The organism is Arthrobacter sp. CG_A4 (genome assembly GCF_035985125.1).
Lineage (GTDB): Bacteria > Actinomycetota > Actinomycetes > Actinomycetales > Micrococcaceae > Arthrobacter.
The window spans coordinates 1-19,104 of sequence record NZ_JAXCID010000002.1 but is presented as its reverse complement, the minus strand read 5'-3'; the positions used below and the strand labels follow the sequence as shown (position 1 = coordinate 19,104).

Below are 19,104 nucleotides of genomic sequence, written 5' to 3'. Positions count from 1 at the left end.
GCCGGGGGAACCTTGTTGTATGGAAACACCCGAGGAGCCGCATGTCGGGGACACCGGCACGGGCGACGGCACCGCCGTGGACCCGGATCTGGTTCCGGCGGCACTGACGGCGGCCAAACACCGCGGAGACTACCGCCGCCCGCTCCTGCGGATGGCGGACCGGGCCGGCGCGGCGGCGGCTGAGCTGCTGGCTCTGGCGGTACCGGTGGACTGCGTCTGCTGCGGCGCGGAGGACCTGGCCCTTTGCGGCGGCTGCGAGCGGCAGGTCCGCCTCCTGACCCGAACACCCTTCAGGGCGGAGGCGCAGGCACCCGCCCTGATGGACGTGGACGGCTCGGTACTCCTAGCTGTCGTGGCCGCCGGCGCCTACCGCGGGGAGCTGGCGCAGGCACTGCTGTCCTTCAAGAGCCGCGGCCAGGGGCAGCTCGGGGATGTGCTGGCAAGGGGCCTTGCGCGCGCTCTCAGGGCTGCGGCAGAGGATGCTGGGGGACTGGTGCTGGTCCCGGTACCCACGAGTGGCGGCGCCTACCGGAAAAGGGGCTTCAGCCCGGTCCACGTCCTGCTTGGCCGGCTCGGCAGGGACAGCCCCGAGGGGGCGTTCAGCGGATTCACGGTCGTCGACGCCCTGCGCAAGGCCGGCCCTAGGGCCCAAACCCGGCCACGTGCCGGGGCCGTAACGCTGAGCGGAAGGCTGAGCGGATCGCTGAGCGGAAGGCTGAGGGGGACATTGACAGGAACAATTGCGGGAACAATGGCAGGAACCGGGGCGGGACCGGCCGGCGGACAGAAAGGACTCGGGCGCGGCGCCCGCGGGCAACGGGTGCGCGGATCCATGCGGGCCAGGGGAGGACTGCGCCCGCCGGACATCCGCGGCCGGCACTGCATCATTGTTGACGATGTGCTGACCACCGGGGCAACGCTGGCCGAGGCGGCCAGGGCGGTGCGGGCCGCGGGTGGTCTGGTCAGGGGCGCCGTCGTCCTCGCTGCGACACGCCCGCCGGTCGCAACGGAGTTCGGTGCCGGTGGCCGCACGGGGGCTGGAGCGACGGGCGGCAAGGAAAAAAATAAACCAAAAAAGGATGAATAAGAGATGGCTATGAACTAACGTCGAAGATGGGTACCAAGAACAGATGTACCTGTCGATAGCGGCTCGGAAAGGGGCTCGACTGTCAGTCAGATCAGCCCCAGGATGTGCCGCTGTCGTGTCACCGAAGTCATTTGGAGGGCACCATGGAGTTCATGATCAGCGGACGCAATTTGACGGTCTCAGACCGGTTCCGCGAGTACGCCGACGAGAAGATCTCGAAGATCGCCTCGTTGGGGGACAAGGTCCAGAGGGTGGACGCAAAGGTCTCGAAGGAGACGAAGGCCCGGCAGACCGATGAGATGCTCACGGTTGAGCTCACAGTCCTGGGCCGCGGCCCCGTGATCCGTGCCGAAGCCAGTGCCGCAGACAAATTCGCCGCGTTCGATCTTGCCTACAACAAGCTTCTTGAACGCCTGCGCCGGGCCAAGGACCGCAAGAAGGTCCATCACGGCAGGCACACCCCCAAGTCCGTCACCGAGGCGACGGCAACCCTCGAACCGGCCAGTACCAGCGAGCCCATCTACGAGGAAGCGAACCACTGGCAGGAGCCCAAGGCGGCTCCCGCCGAGAAGTCACCCTATGAGGTCGAGAACGACATCCCGGCCGGAGACTCACCTGTGCTGATCCGCCGGAAGGTCTTCCCCGCGGCATCCCTGACTCTCGACGACGCCGTCGACAACATGGAGCTCGTCGGGCATGACTTTTACCTTTTTGTGGACAGAGAAACCAAGGCGCCGTCGGTGGTGTACCGCCGCGAAGGGTGGACCTACGGTGTGATCTCCCTGGACCAGACCTGCCAACCGGGCCAGGCGAGGCTGGACGAACGGATCATGGCATACCGTTCCGAGGATGAGCCGGCCAGCGCATAAGGATAGTGCAGACTATCCGACGAAAGGACTGATGTGAACGAATCGCTGAGCCTCAGGCAGGCTCGGCGGATCGCACTGGCAGCCCAGGGATTGGACAAGGTACGGCCCGCCGGACCCGTGACTGCACGGGCGGTGGGCCGTACCTTTGCCCGCCTGCACCTGGTCCAGATCGACTCCGTCAATGTGCTGTCCCGCAGCCACTACCTGCCGTTCTTTTCCAGGCTGGGGAACTACGACCGCTCGGTCCTGCAGCGGTTGGCCGGCACGCATCCCCGCCGGATGATGGAGTACTGGGCCCACGAGGCCAGCTTCATCCGGCCGGACCATTTCCAGGACCTGGTGCTGTGGCAGAGCCGGAAATGGGTTGGTGCGCACGCCATGGACCCGGCACTGCGGGGCGACGTTGCGTCCCGGGTGCTCGCCGCGCTCGCTGCGGGGAAACCGATGACCGCGGCGGAACTCACGGCCCGGCTGGGCCATGTCGAGGACCGGCAGCAGGAGAACTGGGGCTGGAACTGGAACGCCGTCAAGAGGGTCCTGGAGCACCTCTTCGAGCAGGGCCTCGTCTCCGCGGCCTCCCGCACAGACTCGTTTGAACGCCGCTACACGCTGACCGCCAGGGTCCTTCCCCCGGGCCCGGACGCCCAGTCCGGCGCGGAGCCTGACCCTGCGGCTGCGATGGACCGGCTGATCGATGCCGCCGCCCAGGCGCACGGGATCGGGACGGTGCGGTGCTTTGCGGACTATTTCCGCTCGCCGCTGCGGCCCGCCGCCGTGGCCGTCGGCAACCTGGTCGAGGCGGGCAGGCTGAGGCCGGTGCAGGTGGCCGGCTGGAACAGGCCCGTGTTCCGGCACGCCGAGGCCAAACTTCCGCGCAGGGCGAGCGGCCGCGCACTGCTGGGCCCCTTCGATTCCTTGGTTTTCGAGCGCCGACGTCTCGAGGAGCTGTTCGGATTTCACTACCGGATCGAGATTTACACCCCCGAGCCGAAGCGCCGCTTCGGCTACTACGTGCTGCCGTTCCTGCTCCGCGACGGCATTGTGGCCCGCGTCGACCTCAAGGCAGACCGCGCCGCCGGGCTGCTGCTGGCCAGGGCCGCCCACGCCGAGCCCGGCGCTCCGGCCGACACCGCCGTCGAACTCGCCGCGGAACTGCGGCTCATGGCAGAGTGGTTGGGACTGGACCGGGTTGTTGTCTCCTCCACGGGGGACCTGGCCCCGGCGCTCGCGGACGCCGTGTCCGGGACACGCAGCGGCCTATCCGCTCTGAGGGAACAGGCGTAACCGGCGCTTTGTCTCTCCCGTAGACTAAACACGCCAGAATTCGGCAGCTTGAGACTGGGAGCAACTTCACGTGGCATCACTTATCGAAAAACTTCTCCGCACGGGTGACAAAAAAACCCTGAGGCAACTGCGGAACTACGCCGATTCCATCAATGCCCTTGAAAGCTCGTTCCAGACCTTCACCGACGCCGAACTGCGCGAGGAGACGGACCGTCTGCGCGCACGGCATGTCGACGGCGAGAAGCTGGATGACCTCCTGCCCGAGGCGTTCGCCGCCGTCCGTGAAGCGGCCTCCCGCACCCTCGGCATGCGCCACTTCGACGTCCAGCTTATGGGTGGTGCCGCCCTGCACCTGGGCAACATCGCCGAAATGAAGACCGGTGAAGGCAAGACCCTGGTGGCCACCGCTCCGGCCTACTTGAACGCCCTCGCCGGCAACGGCGTCCACGTCATCACCGTGAACGACTACCTGGCCGAATACCAGTCCGACCTTATGGGCCGGGTGTACCGCTTCCTCGGCCTGAGCAGCGGCTGCATCCTCTCCAACCAGGATCCAGCCGTGCGCCGCGAGCAGTACGCCTCGGACATCACCTACGGCACCAACAACGAGTTCGGCTTCGACTACCTGCGCGACAACATGGCGTGGGACAAGTCGGAACTGGTCCAGCGCGGCCACCACTTCGCCATTGTCGATGAAGTTGACTCGATCCTCATCGATGAGGCCCGCACGCCGCTCATCATCTCCGGACCCGCGCAGGGCGACACCAACCGCTGGTACGGCGAGTTCGCCAAGGTGGTCATGCGGCTCAAGGCCGAGACCGACTACGAGGTCGACGAGAAGAAGCGCACCGTCGGCGTCCTCGAATCCGGGATCGAAATGGTCGAGGACTACCTCGGCATCCACAACCTGTACGAGTCCGCCAACACCCCGCTCATCGGCTTCCTGAACAACGCCATCAAGGCCAAGGAACTCTTCAAGCGGGACAAGGACTACGTCATCCTGGACGGCGAAGTGCTGATCGTCGATGAACACACCGGCCGCATCCTCGCCGGCCGGCGCTACAACGAAGGCATGCACCAGGCCATCGAAGCCAAGGAGGGCGTCGAGATCAAGGCCGAGAACCAGACGCTCGCCACCGTCACGCTGCAGAACTACTTCCGGATGTACGGCAAGCTAGCGGGCATGACCGGTACCGCCGAGACCGAAGCCGCCGAGTTCATGAGCACCTACAAGCTGGGCGTCGTCGCCATCCCCACCAACCGGGACATGACGCGGCTCGACCAGGCGGACCTCGTCTACAAGAACGAGGCCGTCAAGTTCGACGCCGTCGTGAAGGACATCGCCGAACGGCATGAGAAGGGGCAGCCGATCCTGGTCGGCACCACCAGCGTCGAGAAGAGCGAATACCTCTCCCGGCTGCTGGCCAAGGAAGGTGTCCGGCACGAGGTCCTGAACGCCAAGAACCACGCCCGTGAAGCCGCGATCGTGGCCCAGGCCGGCCGCAAGGGCGCCGTGACTGTCGCGACCAACATGGCCGGCCGCGGTACCGACATCATGCTCGGCGGCAACGCCGAGTTCACCGCCGTCGCCGAGCTGGCTAAGCGCGGACTGGATCCGGAGGAGAACTCGGAAGAATACGAGGCCGCCTGGCCCGCAGCTTTCGAGGCCGCCAAGCAAGCCGTCAAGGACGAACATGAGGAAGTCCTGGAATCCGGAGGCCTGTACGTGCTGGGCACCGAACGGCACGAATCACGCCGCATCGACAACCAGCTGCGGGGCCGCTCCGGCCGGCAGGGCGACCCGGGCGAGTCCCGCTTTTACCTGTCCCTGACCGATGACCTGATGCGCCTCTTCAACTCCGGCGCGGCCGAGCGGCTCATGAACAGCTCGGTGCCGGACGACGTCGCGCTCGAATCCAAGCTCGTCTCCCGCGCCATCGCCTCGGCCCAGGGCCAAGTGGAGGGCCGCAACGCCGAACAGCGCAAGAACGTCCTGAAGTACGACGACGTGCTGAACCGCCAGCGCGAGGCCATCTACGGCGACCGCCGGCGTATCCTGCAGGGCGGCGACCTGCACGAGAAGGTCCAGTTCTTCCTCGAAGACACCATCAGCGCCCTCATCGACGAAGCCACCAGCGAAGGCAACGGCGACGACTGGGACTTCAACTTGCTTTGGACCAACCTCAAGACCCTCTACCCGGTGACCGTCACTCCGCGCGATCTGATCGACGAGGCCGGCGGAAAGTCACGCATCACCGTGGACTTCCTCAGGGAAGAGATCCTCTCCGACGCCCGCCTGGTGTACGGGGCCCGGGAGGATGCTATCGGCCCGGAGAGCATGCGGGAGCTCGAGCGCAGAGTTGTCCTGTCGGTCATCGGGCGCAAGTGGCAGGAACACCTCTATGAGATGGACTACCTGAAGGAAGGCATCGGTCTGCGCGCGATGGCCCAGCGCGATCCCCTGGTGGAATACCAGCGCGAGGGCTTCATCATGTTCCAGGCCATGATGGAGGCCATCCGCGAGGAAAGCGTCGGCTTCCTGTTCAACCTGGAGGTCGAGGTGACCCCCGCCGAGGACGTGGTCATCGCCGACGCCGCGGGCGAGCACACGGAGCACCACGAGCCGCGGATTCGCGCTGCCGGACTCGAGGCGCCGGAGAAGCCCGCCCAGCTGCAGTACACCGCTCCCGGCGAGGACGGTTCGGCCCAGACCCGGGTCGAGGCCAAGGCCTCCGGCCGCTCCGGCAACCCGGCCAAGGCTGCGGCGCAGGACACTCCGCGCCGGGCCGGCAAGAAGAAGCGGCGCTAGGCAGGGGCGTTCAGCCGGGGCCCGACAGTGCGACGGTTACTGCCTTGCGCTGCTGACCACGTGATCACCTGAAAGAGGACCGGAACAGTTGTTCCGGTCCTCTTTCGTTTGTCCGTCTCCTCCTTCCTTCAGCCCCCAGCGTGTTTTACGACGGGCCGCCGGCACGTCTGCCGCCGGCCCGAAACGGACGGTCAGCCGATCTCCAGGGCGGTGACGCGCCAGACCAGCTTGGTGCGCTCCAGCCGCAGGGCAACCGCGCGTACCCGCGACTCCTCGACCACCACGGCGCTGGCCTCATAGACGTCCTCGGAGACCCGGCAGGCCCGGACCGAACGGACCGAGGGGTTCCCGTGTAGACGACCCGCGGTCGGTGAGCTCCCGGACGGCATCCGCCGGGTCAGGGCCGCCCGGTGCTGCAGGGCCGTAAGGCAGCGCTGGTCCAGCCGCCGGGCGAGCTGCTGGACCGGCCGTGTGCCGCCCAGTACCTCAATCGCGGCCTGGACCGTGCTGCGGGCAATCGCGCAGATCTCGCGGCCTTCGTCTACCACCCGCAGGGCCGGTGCCGCCGGGCTGTGCCCGGTGGGCCGGGTGGGCAGGGTTGTGTCCTGGCCGGAGGCCTGGGTGGCTGCGGGGACGGCCCCGCCGGTGGCCTGGGCCGCCGCACCGGATACCAGGCGGAGGGGTGCCGCGGGTGAAACGGGGGTCTCCGCGGCGCGGATCCCGGTCATTGCGCTCATGGTGGTTCCTTTGCTGGTGGTTGATGATGTCTCTTGGTGCTGGAAATACTGCTGTTGCTCTGCGGTTGCTCTGCTGTTGCTCTGCGGTTGCTCTGCGGTTGCTCCGCCGGAGCGCGCCCCGGGAGTCAGTCCCCGGGCGGAAGCCTGAGTACCTGGCCGGGCCGCAAGATATGGGGGTTCCCGCCGATGACGTCGCGGTTGGCCCGGTACAGCCGGGGCCAGTCCATGGCGATGTCGACGTCGGAGGCGAACGGTCCCAGCCGGGCTGCGGAAAGGCTCCACAGCGAGTCCCCGGCCAGGACGGTAACGTGGGTGCGCCGTTCCGTAGGCTCCTGGCCGCGGAGCTGTTGTCCTGCCAGCGGCCCCGGGTCCACCACCGGGCTGTGCGGCGTCCACTGAGGGTCGACACCGGCAGTCGGCGCTGGGTCCGGGGCCGGGGCGGGGCCCGACTCCGCTGAAGGTGCGGGAACCGCCGTCGAAGGTGCGGGAACCGGCGTCGGGGTCCAGGCGGCGGAGACCGCCGGTTGAGCGGAGCCGGCGTCGGGGACAGCAGGCGCGGCCGCGGTGGCCAGCGGCGCGCCGAGCAGTTGAAGCCCGACGGCGGCTAGGGCGAGGCGGCGCATGAACGCGGGAGCGAACCCGCCGGCCGCTGAAGCTGCCCGCGTCCTGCCGCCGCGTTGAAGCAGGGCCGCGGACACCGCGGCCGCAAGGGACATAATCCACCACGTGATGACGATGAGGCCGGCGGTGTTCGCCACGATGCCGAGCTGGTCCTCGAAGCCGAGAGACTGTTGCCGTGCGGCGGAGGACCGCCAGCGCTGCACGAGGGTGTTGCCGGTTCCGGCCAGGAACAGGCCCAGCAGCAGGATGGCGGCGGCCATGAACGCGTCGGCCCGCAACGGTTGCCGGGTCCCGGAGCTAGCTGCCGCTGCTGTAACCATGGTCTTCACTTTCGCTCGCCTTGAATGCAGTTTGATGTATTTTGATGCTGTTTGACTTATTTAGTGTCAGTTTGAACCCGTCTGGCATGTTTGTCTAGAGGTGCCGGCATCGGGGTGTGCATTGACCGCGGCGAAGCGGCCGCCTACGCTGTCGCCATGCGCTGGGATGCCCTGTTTGGCGATATGGAGGCACAACTCGCCGCCACCGTGCGGCTGGAGCTTGACGCGGAGACCGCGGAGCGGACACGGGCGGATGCGGCCGCGGTGGAGCTCACGGACCGGCTCCGCGGTTCGCTGGGGCTCCTGATCGGCGTCCAGCTGGCGTCCGGGTCCATGGTCGAAGGGGTCTTGAGTCATGCCGGCAGCCAGGCACTGGTGCTCAACGAACCGCGGCACCAGTTGCTGATCCCGTATTCTTCGGCCGTGCGGTATCTCGGGCTCTCAAGGCTGGCGGTAGCCGAGCCGTCCAGGGTCCGGCAACGGCTCGGACTCGCCAGCGCCCTTCGTGCCCTGGCGAGGGACCGGGCGGCACTGGCTATCCTGGTCCTGCACGGGTCAGCGGCGGACGCCACGCTCCACGGCGTGATCGACAGGGTGGGGCGCGATCATCTGGATCTGGCCGTCACCGGGGAGGGCGAGGACCGGCGCGCGGCGAATGTCCGGCAGGTGACGACCATTCCCTTTGCGGCCCTGGCGGCGCTCAGATCTGTCCGTTCGCCGGAGGACTAGCGGGCATTTCGTTAGTTCGTCGGGGGTCCGGGCGCGGTGGCCGGGCGCAGGGGCATGCCCCGCGGCGGGGCCAGCGGATGGACACAGTGCCATTGTGCCCAGTCCCAGGTGCGAAGAATGGGCATGTCCCCCGACGAACCAGCGAAAATGACCACTCGCGGCGCAGTCCCACCCGCGCCAGGTGAACCGCTGTGGACCTAGACCGACTTGGACTTGGCTTCCGCGATCATGCGGCTTGCCTCGGCGTAGCGCTCTTCGATGTACTGCTCGAGCATCTTCTCCTCCACGCGCCACTGGCCGCGGCCACCCACCTGGATCGCCTTGATCTCGCCGCTGCGCACGAGGGCATAGGCAGCCGGAGCGTTGATCTGGAGCTGCTCGGCCACATCTGCGAGGGTCAGGAATCGGGGCATGACTTCATTTTGCCACCGATGGGCCCGGCTGGTGCCGTTATCCACAGTTTGCATTTGTTTGCCTCAGCATCTTCCCGTCCGGGCCACCAAGACGTCACAATGATGGTGCCCGGCACTGACGCCCGGGCGGCGGCTACAGGGGGAGTGGGGCGCATGAGTGCAGGCACGGGGTCCGCCGGGGCGCGGCTGAAGAAGCCTTCGTGGAAAGACCCCCGGCTCCTGGTCGGAATCCTGCTGGTCCTGGCCTCCGTCGTCGGCGTCATCTCCCTGCTGGGAGCCGCAGATCAGACCACGGAAGCCTATTCGGCGCGGGAATCGATAGCCGTCGGCGAGAGGCTCACCACGGATAAGCTCAACCGCGTCAAGGTCCGCCTTGGCGACGTGGAGCAGCACTACCTCAATCCTGAGTCGGGACTCACCGAGGGGCTGGTGGCCGTCCAAAGAATCGGCAAGGACCAGTTGCTGCCCCGCGAGAGCCTCGGACGCCTTGATGCGCTGGACCGCAAACCGGTGGCGGTCACGATCGATGAAGCCCTGCCCGGCCAGGCCGTGGCCGGTTCGCGGGTGGACGTCTGGGTGGCCCTGCCCGACACCCGCAACGGCTTCAGCGAGCCCACGCTGCTGCTGCCGGGGGCGGAGATCGCCCAAGTCACAACGGGCAGCGCCGCGCTCGGTTCCGCGCGGTCCACCGTGGTCATGGTCCTGGTTCCGGACGAGCAGATGCCCAAACTGCTGGGCGCCCAGGCAAACAAAGCGAAGATCTCGGTGGTCTGGAATCCGGGCGGTGCGGGCCGATGAACATCCCGGTGGTGACCGTCGGACACTCCAGCGATGACCTGGTGGGCGGTCTGGAGCGGCTTCACGGCCCGGTGTCCGTGGTCCGGCGGTGTGGCGAACTCGCCGAACTGCTGGCGGCCTGCCAGAGCGGTCTGGCCCGCGCCGCGATCGTGGCGGAAGACAGCGGGGAGCTGACCGCGTCGCTGGTTGACCGGCTGGCCGCCGTCGGCGTTGCGGTGCTCGCATTGACGGACAGCCCGGAGGAGATGTCCCGCCTGCGCGGGATCGGCGTCGCCGCCGAACCGCCCAGCGTCGGTGCCGCCGCGCTGGCGAGCCGCATCACCGCTGCCGTAGCCCAGCTCGGCGGGGACAGCACCCGGCCGCGTTACGGCGCCGATCTCGCCTTCGCGGATGCCGCTTTCGCGGATACCACCTCTGCCGATGCAGCCTTCGCCGACGGCGAGCGGTCCGGCGGCGAACGGGCCGACGGCGGGCGGTCCGACGGCGGAACGGGCGTCGCGCCGGAGCGCGCCGGGACCGGGCAACTGATCGCAATCTGGGGCCCGGCCGGTGCGCCGGGCCGGACCCTGGTTGCGGCCAACATCGCGGGTGAATTGGCAGCCGAAGGTAAATCCGTGCTGCTGGTCGACGCGGACAGCTACGGTGCCAGCGTGGCCGCCCTGCTCGGCCTGCTGGATGAGGCCGCGGGCCTGGCACAGGCCTGCCGGCTGGCGGACCAGGGCCTGCTCGACGGCGCGGCGCTGCTCAGGATTGCCACCCCGGTGGCCACCCGCTCGGGGACGTTCCGGGTACTCACCGGGATCACGCGCGCGGACCGCTGGACCGAACTCCGCGCCGCCGCACTGTCCCGGGTACTGGGAAGAGCGCGGCAGATCGCCGACGTGACGGTGATCGACACCGGTTTCTGCCTGGAATCCGACGAGGAGCTGAGCTTCGACACGATGGCGCCGCGCCGCAACGCCGCGACGCTGCGGAGCCTAGAACTGGCGGACACAGTTTTCGCGGTCGGGGCCGCCGACTCCATCGGGGTGCCGCGGCTGGTCCGGGGCCTGGCCGAGCTGGAAGCCGCCGTCCCCCAGGTGTCACCGCGGGTGGTGCTGAACAAGGTCCGCGCGGCCGCCGTCGGGCGTTCGCCCGAGCGGCAGCTCCGCGATGCGTGGGAGCGGTACGGCCCGACGGCGCCCGTCTCGGCCTTCCTGCCGGCGGACGCGGCGGCGTGCGACGCGGCGCTGCTCGCCGGGTCGCTGCTGCTCGAAACGGCCCCGGACTCGGCCCTGCGCAAGGCAATCGCCGGACTGGTTTGTGCACCTGCCCAGCGAACTCGCCGATCCTCTGTCTTTTCTTCCACAGCAATGGGCCGCCTAAAGCGTTAGGCTCGCCAGGAGGACCGCAAAGATGCGGCCATGAACTTTTTTGATGGAGGCGTTTGTCGATGTCGTCTGGGTCCAGCGTGCAGGATCAGCCCGTTTCGATTGGTGCCAGGGAAGGCTACCTCGGGGACTACTACGAGCACCTCGCGGACGATGACGCGCGGGGATACGCCCACGATGTGCTGACCGCCAGGGCCGAGACGCACCGGCTGGGGGCGGCAACGCGGCTGCCCGGAATCGCCAACATCACCATCAACGACGAGCCGGACTGCAGCGTCGTCTACATCGTCACCGACGATATGCCGTTCCTGGTGGACTCGGTCAACGCCGAACTGGTCCGCCAGAAGTCCCCAATCCACCTCGCCATGCACCCGCTCTTCGTTGTGACGCGGAACCGCGGGACCGGCGAGCTGGTCAAGGTGGCCCGTGTCCCCTCCCATCTGGGCATCTCCAGCGGCGACACGGCTGCGATGCCCAACCTGTCCCACCTCATCGCCGAGGGCGACAACGCCTCCCACATGGAATCCTGGATCGCCGTCGAAATCGACCCCGTGGACGATGAGAAGCGCCGGCAGCTCGTCGAAGGAATCGGGCGGGTCCTCCGTGACGTGCGGGCCGCCGTCGAGGACTGGCCGAAAATGCGGAACAAGGCACACCAGATCGCCGGGGACCTCGACAAGGTGGCCAACCCCGCCCAGATCGCCGAACTCCGCCAGGCCCAGGAGCTGCTCCGCTGGCTCGACGACGGAAACTTCACCTTCCTCGGCTACCGCGAGTACGACCTCAAGACCGAATCCGACGAGGATGTGCTCGAGCCCAGGGAAGACAGCGGCCTCGGATTGCTGCGCGGCAGCGCCGAAACCCGCCACCACATCCAGCACCTGACCGAGACGGGGCGCAAGAAGGCGCGCGAGAAGCGTGCCCTCGTGATCACTAAGGCCAACTCCCGCTCCACGGTGCACCGCTCGGCGTACCTGGACTACATCGGGGTCAAGAGCTTTGACGCGGCCGGAAACGTCAACGGCGAGCGCCGCTTCATCGGGCTTTTCGCGACCACCGCCTACGCCGGCTCCGTCCGCGACATCCCGGTGGTCCGCGAGAAGGTCGCCGCCGTGTTGAATGACGCGGGTTTCCCGCCGGATTCCCACTCCGGGAAGGACCTCCTGGGTATCCTCGAAACGTACCCCCGCGACGAGCTGTTCCAGATCGAGGTCCCTGACCTTGCCGCCATCGCGACCGGGATCCAGCGGCTGCAGGAACGCCGCCGGACCCGGCTGTTCCTCCGGCCGGACATCTATGGCCGGTTCATGTCCGCCGTCGTCTACCTTCCCCGCGACCGGTACACCACCAACGTGCGGCTGCGCATCGAGCGGGAGCTGCGGCAGACCTTCGACGCCGTGTCCATCGACTATGAGGCCCGGATGACCGAATCCGCGCTGGCGCGCCTGTTCTTCCGGATCCGGCTTCCCAAGAACGCTGATGTCAGCAACATCAACGCCGATGAGCTGGAAAAGCGGCTGGTCCGCGCGGCGCGCTCGTGGAGCGAAGGCATCACCGAAGTCCTGCGAGCCCGTGCGGAGGGTGACGGGGCGGCCACCGCAGGGGCGGCCACTTCCGGGGCGGCCACCGCCGGGGCGGCCACTACCGCTGAGGCCACCGCAGGGGAGGACGCCGCCAAGAAACTCGCCTCCGTGTGGGCCGAGGCCTTCCCGGCCAACTACCGCATCGACTACGAAGTGGAAGACGCCCTGGAGGACATTGCCCGGTTCGAGCGGTACGGCGCTGCCGCCGAGCTGACGGGCGATGCTGTGCGGGAACAGCCCGGCGTCCACGTGTACCTGCCCGAAGGCGCCGGTGCCACGCTGGAAGAGGATGCACGGGTCAAGCTCTACATGCTGGAACCCAAGAGCCTGAGCCAGATCCTGCCCTTCTTCCACAACCTCGGACTCGAGGTCCTGGACGAACGCCCCTTTGAAATCGAGACGGCCGACCACCGTGATTTCTTCCTCTACGACCTTGGCCTGAAGTACCCGGCCGGGGTGGATCCGCAGGCCACCGGCCAGCTGCTGGCGAACTCCTTCGGGGCGGCTGTGACCGGCGCCGCGGAATCGGACAGCTTTGACCGGCTGGTGCTGCGACAGGGGATGCACTGGCGCCAGGTCATCGTGCTGCGGGCCTATGCCAAGTACATGCGGCAGATGGGAAACACCAACTCCTTCGGCTTCCTGGCGGACACCCTGCTCGCCAATCCGGAGGTGACCCGCGGCCTGAACGCCCTGTTCCAGGCCCGCTTCGACCCGGCGCTGGACGGGGCGGAACGCCTCGCCGGGCAGGACGAGGTCCGTGCCGCGCTCGACGCCGCCATCGAAGAGGTGGCCACTCTCGACGCCGACCGCGTGCTGCGCACCTTCAAAAACCTGATCCAGGCGACGCTGCGGACCAACTATTTCCAGGCCAAACCGCACCTGAGCTTCAAACTGGACCCCGCCCAGATTCAGGGGCTGCCGTTCCCCACCCCCATGTACGAGATCTGGGTGTACTCGCCCCGGGTCGAGGGCGTGCACCTCCGCTTCGGCAAGGTGGCCCGCGGCGGCCTGCGCTGGTCGGACCGCCGCGAGGATTTCCGCACCGAAATCCTCGGCCTCGTCAAGGCCCAGACCGTCAAGAACGCCGTGATCGTCCCCACCGGCGCCAAGGGCGGCTTCTACGCGAAGCAGCTCCCCGATCCGGCCTCGGACCGCACCGCGTGGATGGCCGAGGGCATCGAGAGCTATAAGACGTTCATCCGCGGCCTCCTGGACATCACGGACAACCTCATCACCACGACGGCGGGCGAAACGCTCGTGCCGCCGGCCGACGTCGTCCGTCACGACGACGACGATTCCTACCTGGTGGTCGCGGCCGACAAGGGAACTGCCTCGTTCTCCGACATCGCCAACGGCCTCGCCGCCGAGTACGGCTTCTGGCTCGGCGACGCCTTCGCCTCGGGCGGTTCCGTCGGCTACGACCACAAGGCCATGGGCATCACCGCCCGCGGCGCCTGGGAATCGGTGAAGCGCCACTTCAGCGAGCTGGATCTGGACACACAGTCCGAGCCGTTCACCGTCGTCGGCGTCGGGGACATGTCCGGCGATGTTTTCGGCAACGGCATGCTGCTCTCGAAGCACATCCGCCTGCTCGCGGCCTTTGACCACCGGCACATCTTCCTCGATCCCGCCCCCGACGAGGCGGTCTCCTTCGCCGAGCGGGAGCGGCTCTTCACGCTTCCCCGCTCCTCCTGGGACGACTACAACAAGTCGCTGATCAGCGAAGGCGGCGGCGTGTTTGCCCGCCAGGCCAAGGTCATTCCGGTCTCCGCGCAGGTCCGGGCCGCGCTGGGGCTGCCCGAGGGCACCACCCAGCTGAGCCCGCCGGAACTGCTGCGTGCGATCCTGCTGGCCCCCGCAGATCTGCTGTACAACGGCGGGATCGGCACCTACGTCAAGGCGTCCACCGAAACCAACGCCGAGGTGGGGGACAAGGCCAACGACGCCATCCGCGTCGACGGCCGCGAACTGCGCGTCAAGGTGGTCGGTGAAGGCGGCAACCTGGGCATGACGCAGCGCGGACGCATCGAGGCGGCGCTCCAGGGCGTCATCCTCAACACCGATGCGATCGACAACTCGGCCGGCGTGGACTGCTCGGACCACGAGGTCAACATCAAGATCTTCGTCGACCGGATGGTCGCCGCAGGCAAGCTGGACCCGGCCGAGCGTGCGGAGTTCCTCGCCTCGATGACGGACGAAGTGGGCCGCCTGGTGCTGGAAGACAACATTGACCAGAACATCCTGCTGCTCAATGACCGCATGCGGGTGTCCGAGTGGAGCCCCAGCTACGAGCGGCTGATGGACTGGCTGGAAAAGTCCGCCGAGCTCAAGCGCGACCTCGAGGCGCTGCCCACCACGGAGACGCTGCGCGAGCGGCTGGAGCAGGGACAGGGGCTGACCTCGCCGGAGCTTTCCGTGCTGGCGGCCTACGCCAAGATCGAACTCACCTCGTCACTGCGGGACAGTGATCTCGCCGACGACCCGTGGTTCCGGGACACGCTGCGGGCCTACTTCCCGAAGCAGCTGCGGGAACGGTTCGACGCCGAACTGGACACCCACCCGCTGCGTCGGGAAATCATCGCGACCGTGGTGGCCAACGACATGATCAACATGGGCGGCATCACCTTCGCGTTCCGGGCCATGGAGGAAACCTCGGCCACCGAGGCCGCCGTCGCCAAGGCCTTCGTCGCGCTCCGTGAGGTCTACGAACTCGACGTCATGGTGGGGGAACTCAACGAGCTGCCCGCGTCCTTCCCGACGGAGCACTGGAGCACCGTCCACCTGGACATCCGCCGGCTCCTGGACCGGGCCGTCCGCTGGGTCCTGAGCCAGAGCAACGCGGCCCGGCCGATCGCCGGGATCGTGGCGGAGTTCAAGCCCCTGATGGACCCGATGCGCGCCCGGCTGCTGGACTACCTGCGCGGCGACGACCGTGCACGGGTGGCCGATTGGCTCGAGAAGGCTCGCGGCTGGGAACTGCCCGAAGACCTGGCCCACCGCTGGGCGGAGCTTTTCGAGAGCTTCGTGCTGCTGGATATCGCCAAGATCGTCCATGTCAGCCCCGAACCGGTGGAGAGCATCGCGCACGTCTACTACACGGTGTTCAACCGCTTCCACGCCGATTCCCTGCTGGAACGCATCACCAAGCTGCCCAGGAAGGACCGCTGGCAGGCGCTGGCCCGTGCGGCGCTGCGCGATGACCTGTACTCGACCGTCTCGGACATGACCACGGCGGTGCTCGAGGCGACACCTGCCGGGATGCCGGCGGATGAACGGCTGATTGCGTGGGAACGGCAGAACGTGGAGCAACTGGGCCGTGCGAAGTCCATGTTTGACGAGGTCAACGCGCTCGAAGCCGATGACATGGCCTCGCTGTCGGTAGCATTGAGGCTCTTGAGGTCAATCGTTCGACGCTAGGGGACGGCTGCTCCCGGCGTCGCAAATGGAGGTGCTGTGGCAATCTTTACGGACCCTATCCGGGAGCATGCTGACTTCGGGCCGGGGGATGCCGAGTGGCTTCACCTCCTCGTGGGTGACTGGCAGATGGTGGCCGACCTGGCGTTTGCCGACCTGGCGCTGTGGTTTCCGCATCCCGAGCTCGGCTATGTGGCGCTTGCCCATGTCCGCCCCTCCACCTCGCATACGGTGTTCCACGCCGACTTCGTGGGGGAACGGATCAGGTCGGACCTGGTGCCGCTGGTGGACAAGGCGTGGGAGAGCCGCACGATCGAGCGCTCCAACGAGACGAACTGGAGCAGCGACATGGCCCTGCGGGTCGAGGCTGTGCCGATGGTCCGCAACGGCCGGACCCTGGCAATTGTCACCACCCATATGGACCTTTCCAGCTCGCGAATGCCATCCCGGCTGGAGCTGACGTACCGGCAGTGTGCCTACGATCTGCTGCGGATGGGCACCCTGGGGCTCTGGCCGGACTTCGCCTCGCCCACCGGTTCGCGCCGCGGCGCGCCGCGCGTCGGCGATGGCCTGATCAGGCTCGACGCCGAGGGAATCGTCCAATATGCGAGCCCCAACGGCGTGTCCGCCTTCCGCCGGCTCGGCGACGGCGAGTCCCTCGAGGGCCGCAGCCTGGCCGAGGTTACGGCCGGGCTGCTCAAGGACCGGCGCCTGGTGGACGAGACGCTGCCGCTGGTGGTCACGGGCCGGATGCCGTGGCGGAGCGAGATCGAGTCGCGCGGGGTCAGTCTTTCCCTGCGCGCCATACCCCTGCGCGACGAACAGCACCGCTTCGGCGCCCTGGTGCTCTGCCGTGACGTCTCCGAGCTGCGCCGGCGGGAGCTGGAACTCGTCACGAAGGACGCCACGATCCGCGAGATCCACCACCGGGTAAAGAACAACCTGCAGACCGTCGCGGCCCTGCTGCGCATGCAGTCACGCCGGATGGTCAGCGACGAGGCCAAGCAGGGGCTCGAGCAGGCGATGCGGCGGGTGGCAACCATCGCCCTGGTGCACGAGACCCTGTCCCAGGGGCTGACCCAGAGTGTGGACTTCGACGAGCTCATCGGCCGCCAGTTCCGGCTGTCGGCCGAGGTGGCGTCGCCGTCGCAGCAGGTGAAGACGCAGCGCTCGGGGCTGTTCGGCGAGCTGCCCAGCGACTTCGCCACTCCGCTGGCCCTGGTGATCAATGAGCTGGTGGCGAACGCCGTCGAGCATGGGCTGGAGGGCCGGACTGGTACGGTCTGGCTGATCGCCGACCGCTCCGAAGGTGAGGACGGGGAGGAGCTGCTCACCGTGACCATCGCGGACGACGGCGTGGGGATCCCCGCAACCCCGTACGTCGAGGGCCTCGGCCTGCAGATTGTCCGCACCCTGGTCACGAGCGAGCTTGGCGGGACCATCCGGTGGAAAGCCAGGGACGGCGGCGGAACCGCCGTCCAGATCGTCCTGAGCCTCGCCCCGCGCTAAGCTCCGCCGGTCCGGGGCGTGTTGCTTGGGGCGTTAAACCGCCAATGGCCGCGGACTGGATCGTCCGCGGCCATCGTCGCTGTAGCAGCCCTTAAGCTTCTGCTTGTGGATGCTACCCACTCATCATTTCAGCCCGGCGTCCACCGCGAGATCCGCCATCGAGACGCTAAAGTGAAGCCCCGGTTTTTAGCAGAGCCGGCGCTTCATCACGGATGACTTAGCACTTTGTGGGAGTTGGGAAGCCTGCCGCCCGCCATTGAGCGTAACTGACGGCCCCCGCGTCCGAGGGTCCGTAGTAGTAGATGTTCGAGGACCAGCCGTATTTGCAGAACTCATCATTGGGGAATCTCGTCACCGTCTGCGGCGTCGGGAAGTCTTGTTTTTTCCACTCCGCATAGGACACCGGGTAACCGCTGCCAGCGGCGGTTTCATACATTTTCGCGACTGATCCGCTCCAGCTTAGCTTTTGGAATCCCTCATTCGCCCTGTTTGTCGCCGGCATATAGCCAGATGCGACCCACTCTGAGTAGTTCATTTTGTGGATGACGCCATCAGGGGCAGTCGCGAAAATTTCTGCGCTGGTACCCCACGAGTGATATTCAGTTCCGTCAACGTGACCCGCGATCGTAGCAGACGGGGAACCGGCTCGCTGCCAGTCAGCGTAACCAAGCTGGGTCGTCAGAGTGCCACCTGGAAAGTAGGAGACGGCGTAGATCGAGGCCGAGTATGAGTACCTGACGTACTCTGTCGGAGCTCTGTATGGCGCGGGAAAACCGTCGCTCTGCCATAGGTTGTAGGAAGCTGCGATGTAGTAGTTGTGTTGAGAGTAGTAGAGCGTTCCGGAATATGGGACGCTGTAATACCCTTCCGGCTGGTTGGCCGAGGCCTGCTGCGGTGAGGCGCTCAAAGCTCCCACAGCGAGAAGAAAACCGACCAGCAGCGCGATAGAAGTGCGCTTGGCGGCGTCCAGTGGGTTCGGGAGGACAAGGGATTGCGAAGCTTTCATGCGGGGTCCTAATCAGTCATGGTGAGGGAGCCTGATCCGGGTGCACCGCTGGCATACCGCGACTATCTTCCCCACGGTTGAGCAGCGGTTGCTCAATATTCAGATGAACTGATGATAAGGCCAATACACGGTTTTACCAGTATGCGCGTTGACTCATAGAAAATGCGCGCGAAGCAGGTATCGAAGAATCATTTGAGAATGCGCGCGTAGCGGTGCGCCTGTCCGTTCCGGTTCGCCGGTGGCGGTAGGCCTTCGACTATGGAGCTGACAATGAGTCAACGCAAGGCTGTGACGAAGAAGCTGGCATTGGAATACCGGCGGGCCTCCAAGGCCGGAAAGGGCTTGATCCTTGACCAGGTGTGCGGGCTCAACGGGTGGCACCGCAACCATGCCCGTAAAGCTCTCACTCAGGCGTTGACCATCCGGGCGGTCAAACCGCGGCCGCCGAAGCCCCCGCTGGGTATGGCATCCTGAAATGGCCCCACTTGTAGGGCTTTTAGTCGCTTGAATTGGCCCCACCCTCGACCCGCCCGTAGCGTTCCCTTTGTCGTC

14 protein-coding genes are annotated in these 19,104 nt (G+C 67.0%); 10 read left to right on the top strand and 4 right to left on the bottom strand.

The features are described 5' to 3' along the window. The first annotated feature begins 19 nt into the window (after nt 1–19). The 4 genes from RCH07_RS01400 (at nt 20) to secA (ending at nt 6,049) form a co-directional block, all read left to right on the top strand. The gene (locus RCH07_RS01400) at nt 20–1,087 is read left to right on the top strand and encodes a ComF family protein (protein ID WP_326965677.1); all 1,068 of its coding nucleotides are present in this window, start codon (nt 20–22) and stop codon (nt 1,085–1,087) included. Nucleotides 1,088–1,230: 143 nt separating this feature from the next. After that, the gene (hpf, locus tag RCH07_RS01395; RefSeq protein WP_326965676.1) at nt 1,231–1,956 is read left to right on the top strand and encodes a ribosome hibernation-promoting factor, HPF/YfiA family; all 726 of its coding nucleotides are present in this window, start codon (nt 1,231–1,233) and stop codon (nt 1,954–1,956) included. Nucleotides 1,957–1,989: 33 nt separating this feature from the next. Beyond that, a complete protein-coding gene (locus tag RCH07_RS01390) occupies nt 1,990–3,240 on the top strand; it encodes a winged helix-turn-helix domain-containing protein (RefSeq protein WP_326965675.1) in 1,251 nt (416 codons plus the stop codon). A gap of 70 nt (nt 3,241–3,310) precedes the next feature. Continuing rightward, complete coding sequence (secA, locus tag RCH07_RS01385; protein ID WP_326965674.1) at nt 3,311–6,049, top strand: preprotein translocase subunit SecA; 2,739 nt, start codon at nt 3,311–3,313, stop codon at nt 6,047–6,049. 191 nt (nt 6,050–6,240) lie between these two features. Here the strand turns inward: secA and RCH07_RS01380 are convergent, their stop codons facing one another. Both RCH07_RS01380 and RCH07_RS01375 read right to left on the bottom strand, forming a co-directional pair. After that, nucleotides 6,241–6,786 carry an Rv3235 family protein gene (locus RCH07_RS01380; RefSeq protein ID WP_326965673.1) on the bottom strand — a complete coding sequence of 182 codons (546 nt, stop codon included), beginning with the start codon at nt 6,784–6,786 and terminating at the stop codon, nt 6,241–6,243. A 125-nt stretch (nt 6,787–6,911) separates the two neighbouring features. Next, a complete protein-coding gene (locus RCH07_RS01375) occupies nt 6,912–7,727 on the bottom strand; it encodes a LysM peptidoglycan-binding domain-containing protein (RefSeq protein WP_326965672.1) in 816 nt (271 codons plus the stop codon). 114 nt (nt 7,728–7,841) lie between these two features. Here RCH07_RS01375 and RCH07_RS01370 point away from each other — a divergent pair, with 114 nt between their 5' ends. Then, the gene (locus tag RCH07_RS01370) at nt 7,842–8,456 is read left to right on the top strand and encodes a hypothetical protein (protein ID WP_326965671.1); all 615 of its coding nucleotides are present in this window, start codon (nt 7,842–7,844) and stop codon (nt 8,454–8,456) included. A 197-nt stretch (nt 8,457–8,653) separates the two neighbouring features. Here RCH07_RS01370 and RCH07_RS01365 read toward each other — a convergent pair whose 3' ends face one another. Beyond that, nucleotides 8,654–8,869, bottom strand: coding sequence for a helix-turn-helix domain-containing protein (locus RCH07_RS01365; protein WP_326965670.1), 216 nt, complete (start codon nt 8,867–8,869; stop codon nt 8,654–8,656). Nucleotides 8,870–9,022: 153 nt separating this feature from the next. Between RCH07_RS01365 and RCH07_RS01360 the strand changes: the two genes are divergently transcribed. The 4 genes from RCH07_RS01360 to RCH07_RS01345 are packed head-to-tail and all read left to right on the top strand — an operon-like array spanning nt 9,023 to nt 17,546. Then, a complete protein-coding gene (locus RCH07_RS01360; protein WP_326965669.1) occupies nt 9,023–9,667 on the top strand; it encodes a hypothetical protein in 645 nt (214 codons plus the stop codon). Continuing rightward, nucleotides 9,664–11,040, top strand: coding sequence for an AAA family ATPase (locus RCH07_RS01355; protein WP_326965668.1), 1,377 nt, complete (start codon nt 9,664–9,666; stop codon nt 11,038–11,040). Before RCH07_RS01360 ends, RCH07_RS01355 begins: the two co-directional genes overlap by 4 nt. 59 nt (nt 11,041–11,099) lie before the next feature. Then, on the top strand, nt 11,100–16,040 hold the full coding sequence (locus RCH07_RS01350) for an NAD-glutamate dehydrogenase (protein ID WP_326965667.1): 4,941 nt from the start codon (nt 11,100–11,102) through the stop codon (nt 16,038–16,040). A 36-nt stretch (nt 16,041–16,076) separates the two neighbouring features. Next, complete coding sequence (locus RCH07_RS01345; RefSeq protein WP_326965666.1) at nt 16,077–17,546, top strand: sensor histidine kinase; 1,470 nt, start codon at nt 16,077–16,079, stop codon at nt 17,544–17,546. Between the two features lie 217 nt (nt 17,547–17,763). On the opposite strand, the gene RCH07_RS01340 is transcribed toward RCH07_RS01345, so the two are convergent. Further along, a complete protein-coding gene (locus RCH07_RS01340; protein ID WP_326965665.1) occupies nt 17,764–18,552 on the bottom strand; it encodes a hypothetical protein in 789 nt (262 codons plus the stop codon). A gap of 270 nt (nt 18,553–18,822) precedes the next feature. Here RCH07_RS01340 and RCH07_RS01335 point away from each other — a divergent pair, with 270 nt between their 5' ends. Next, entirely contained in the window at nt 18,823–19,026 is a 204-nt protein-coding gene (locus RCH07_RS01335) for a hypothetical protein (protein WP_326965664.1), read from the top strand. Nucleotides 19,027–19,104 lie beyond the last annotated feature (78 nt).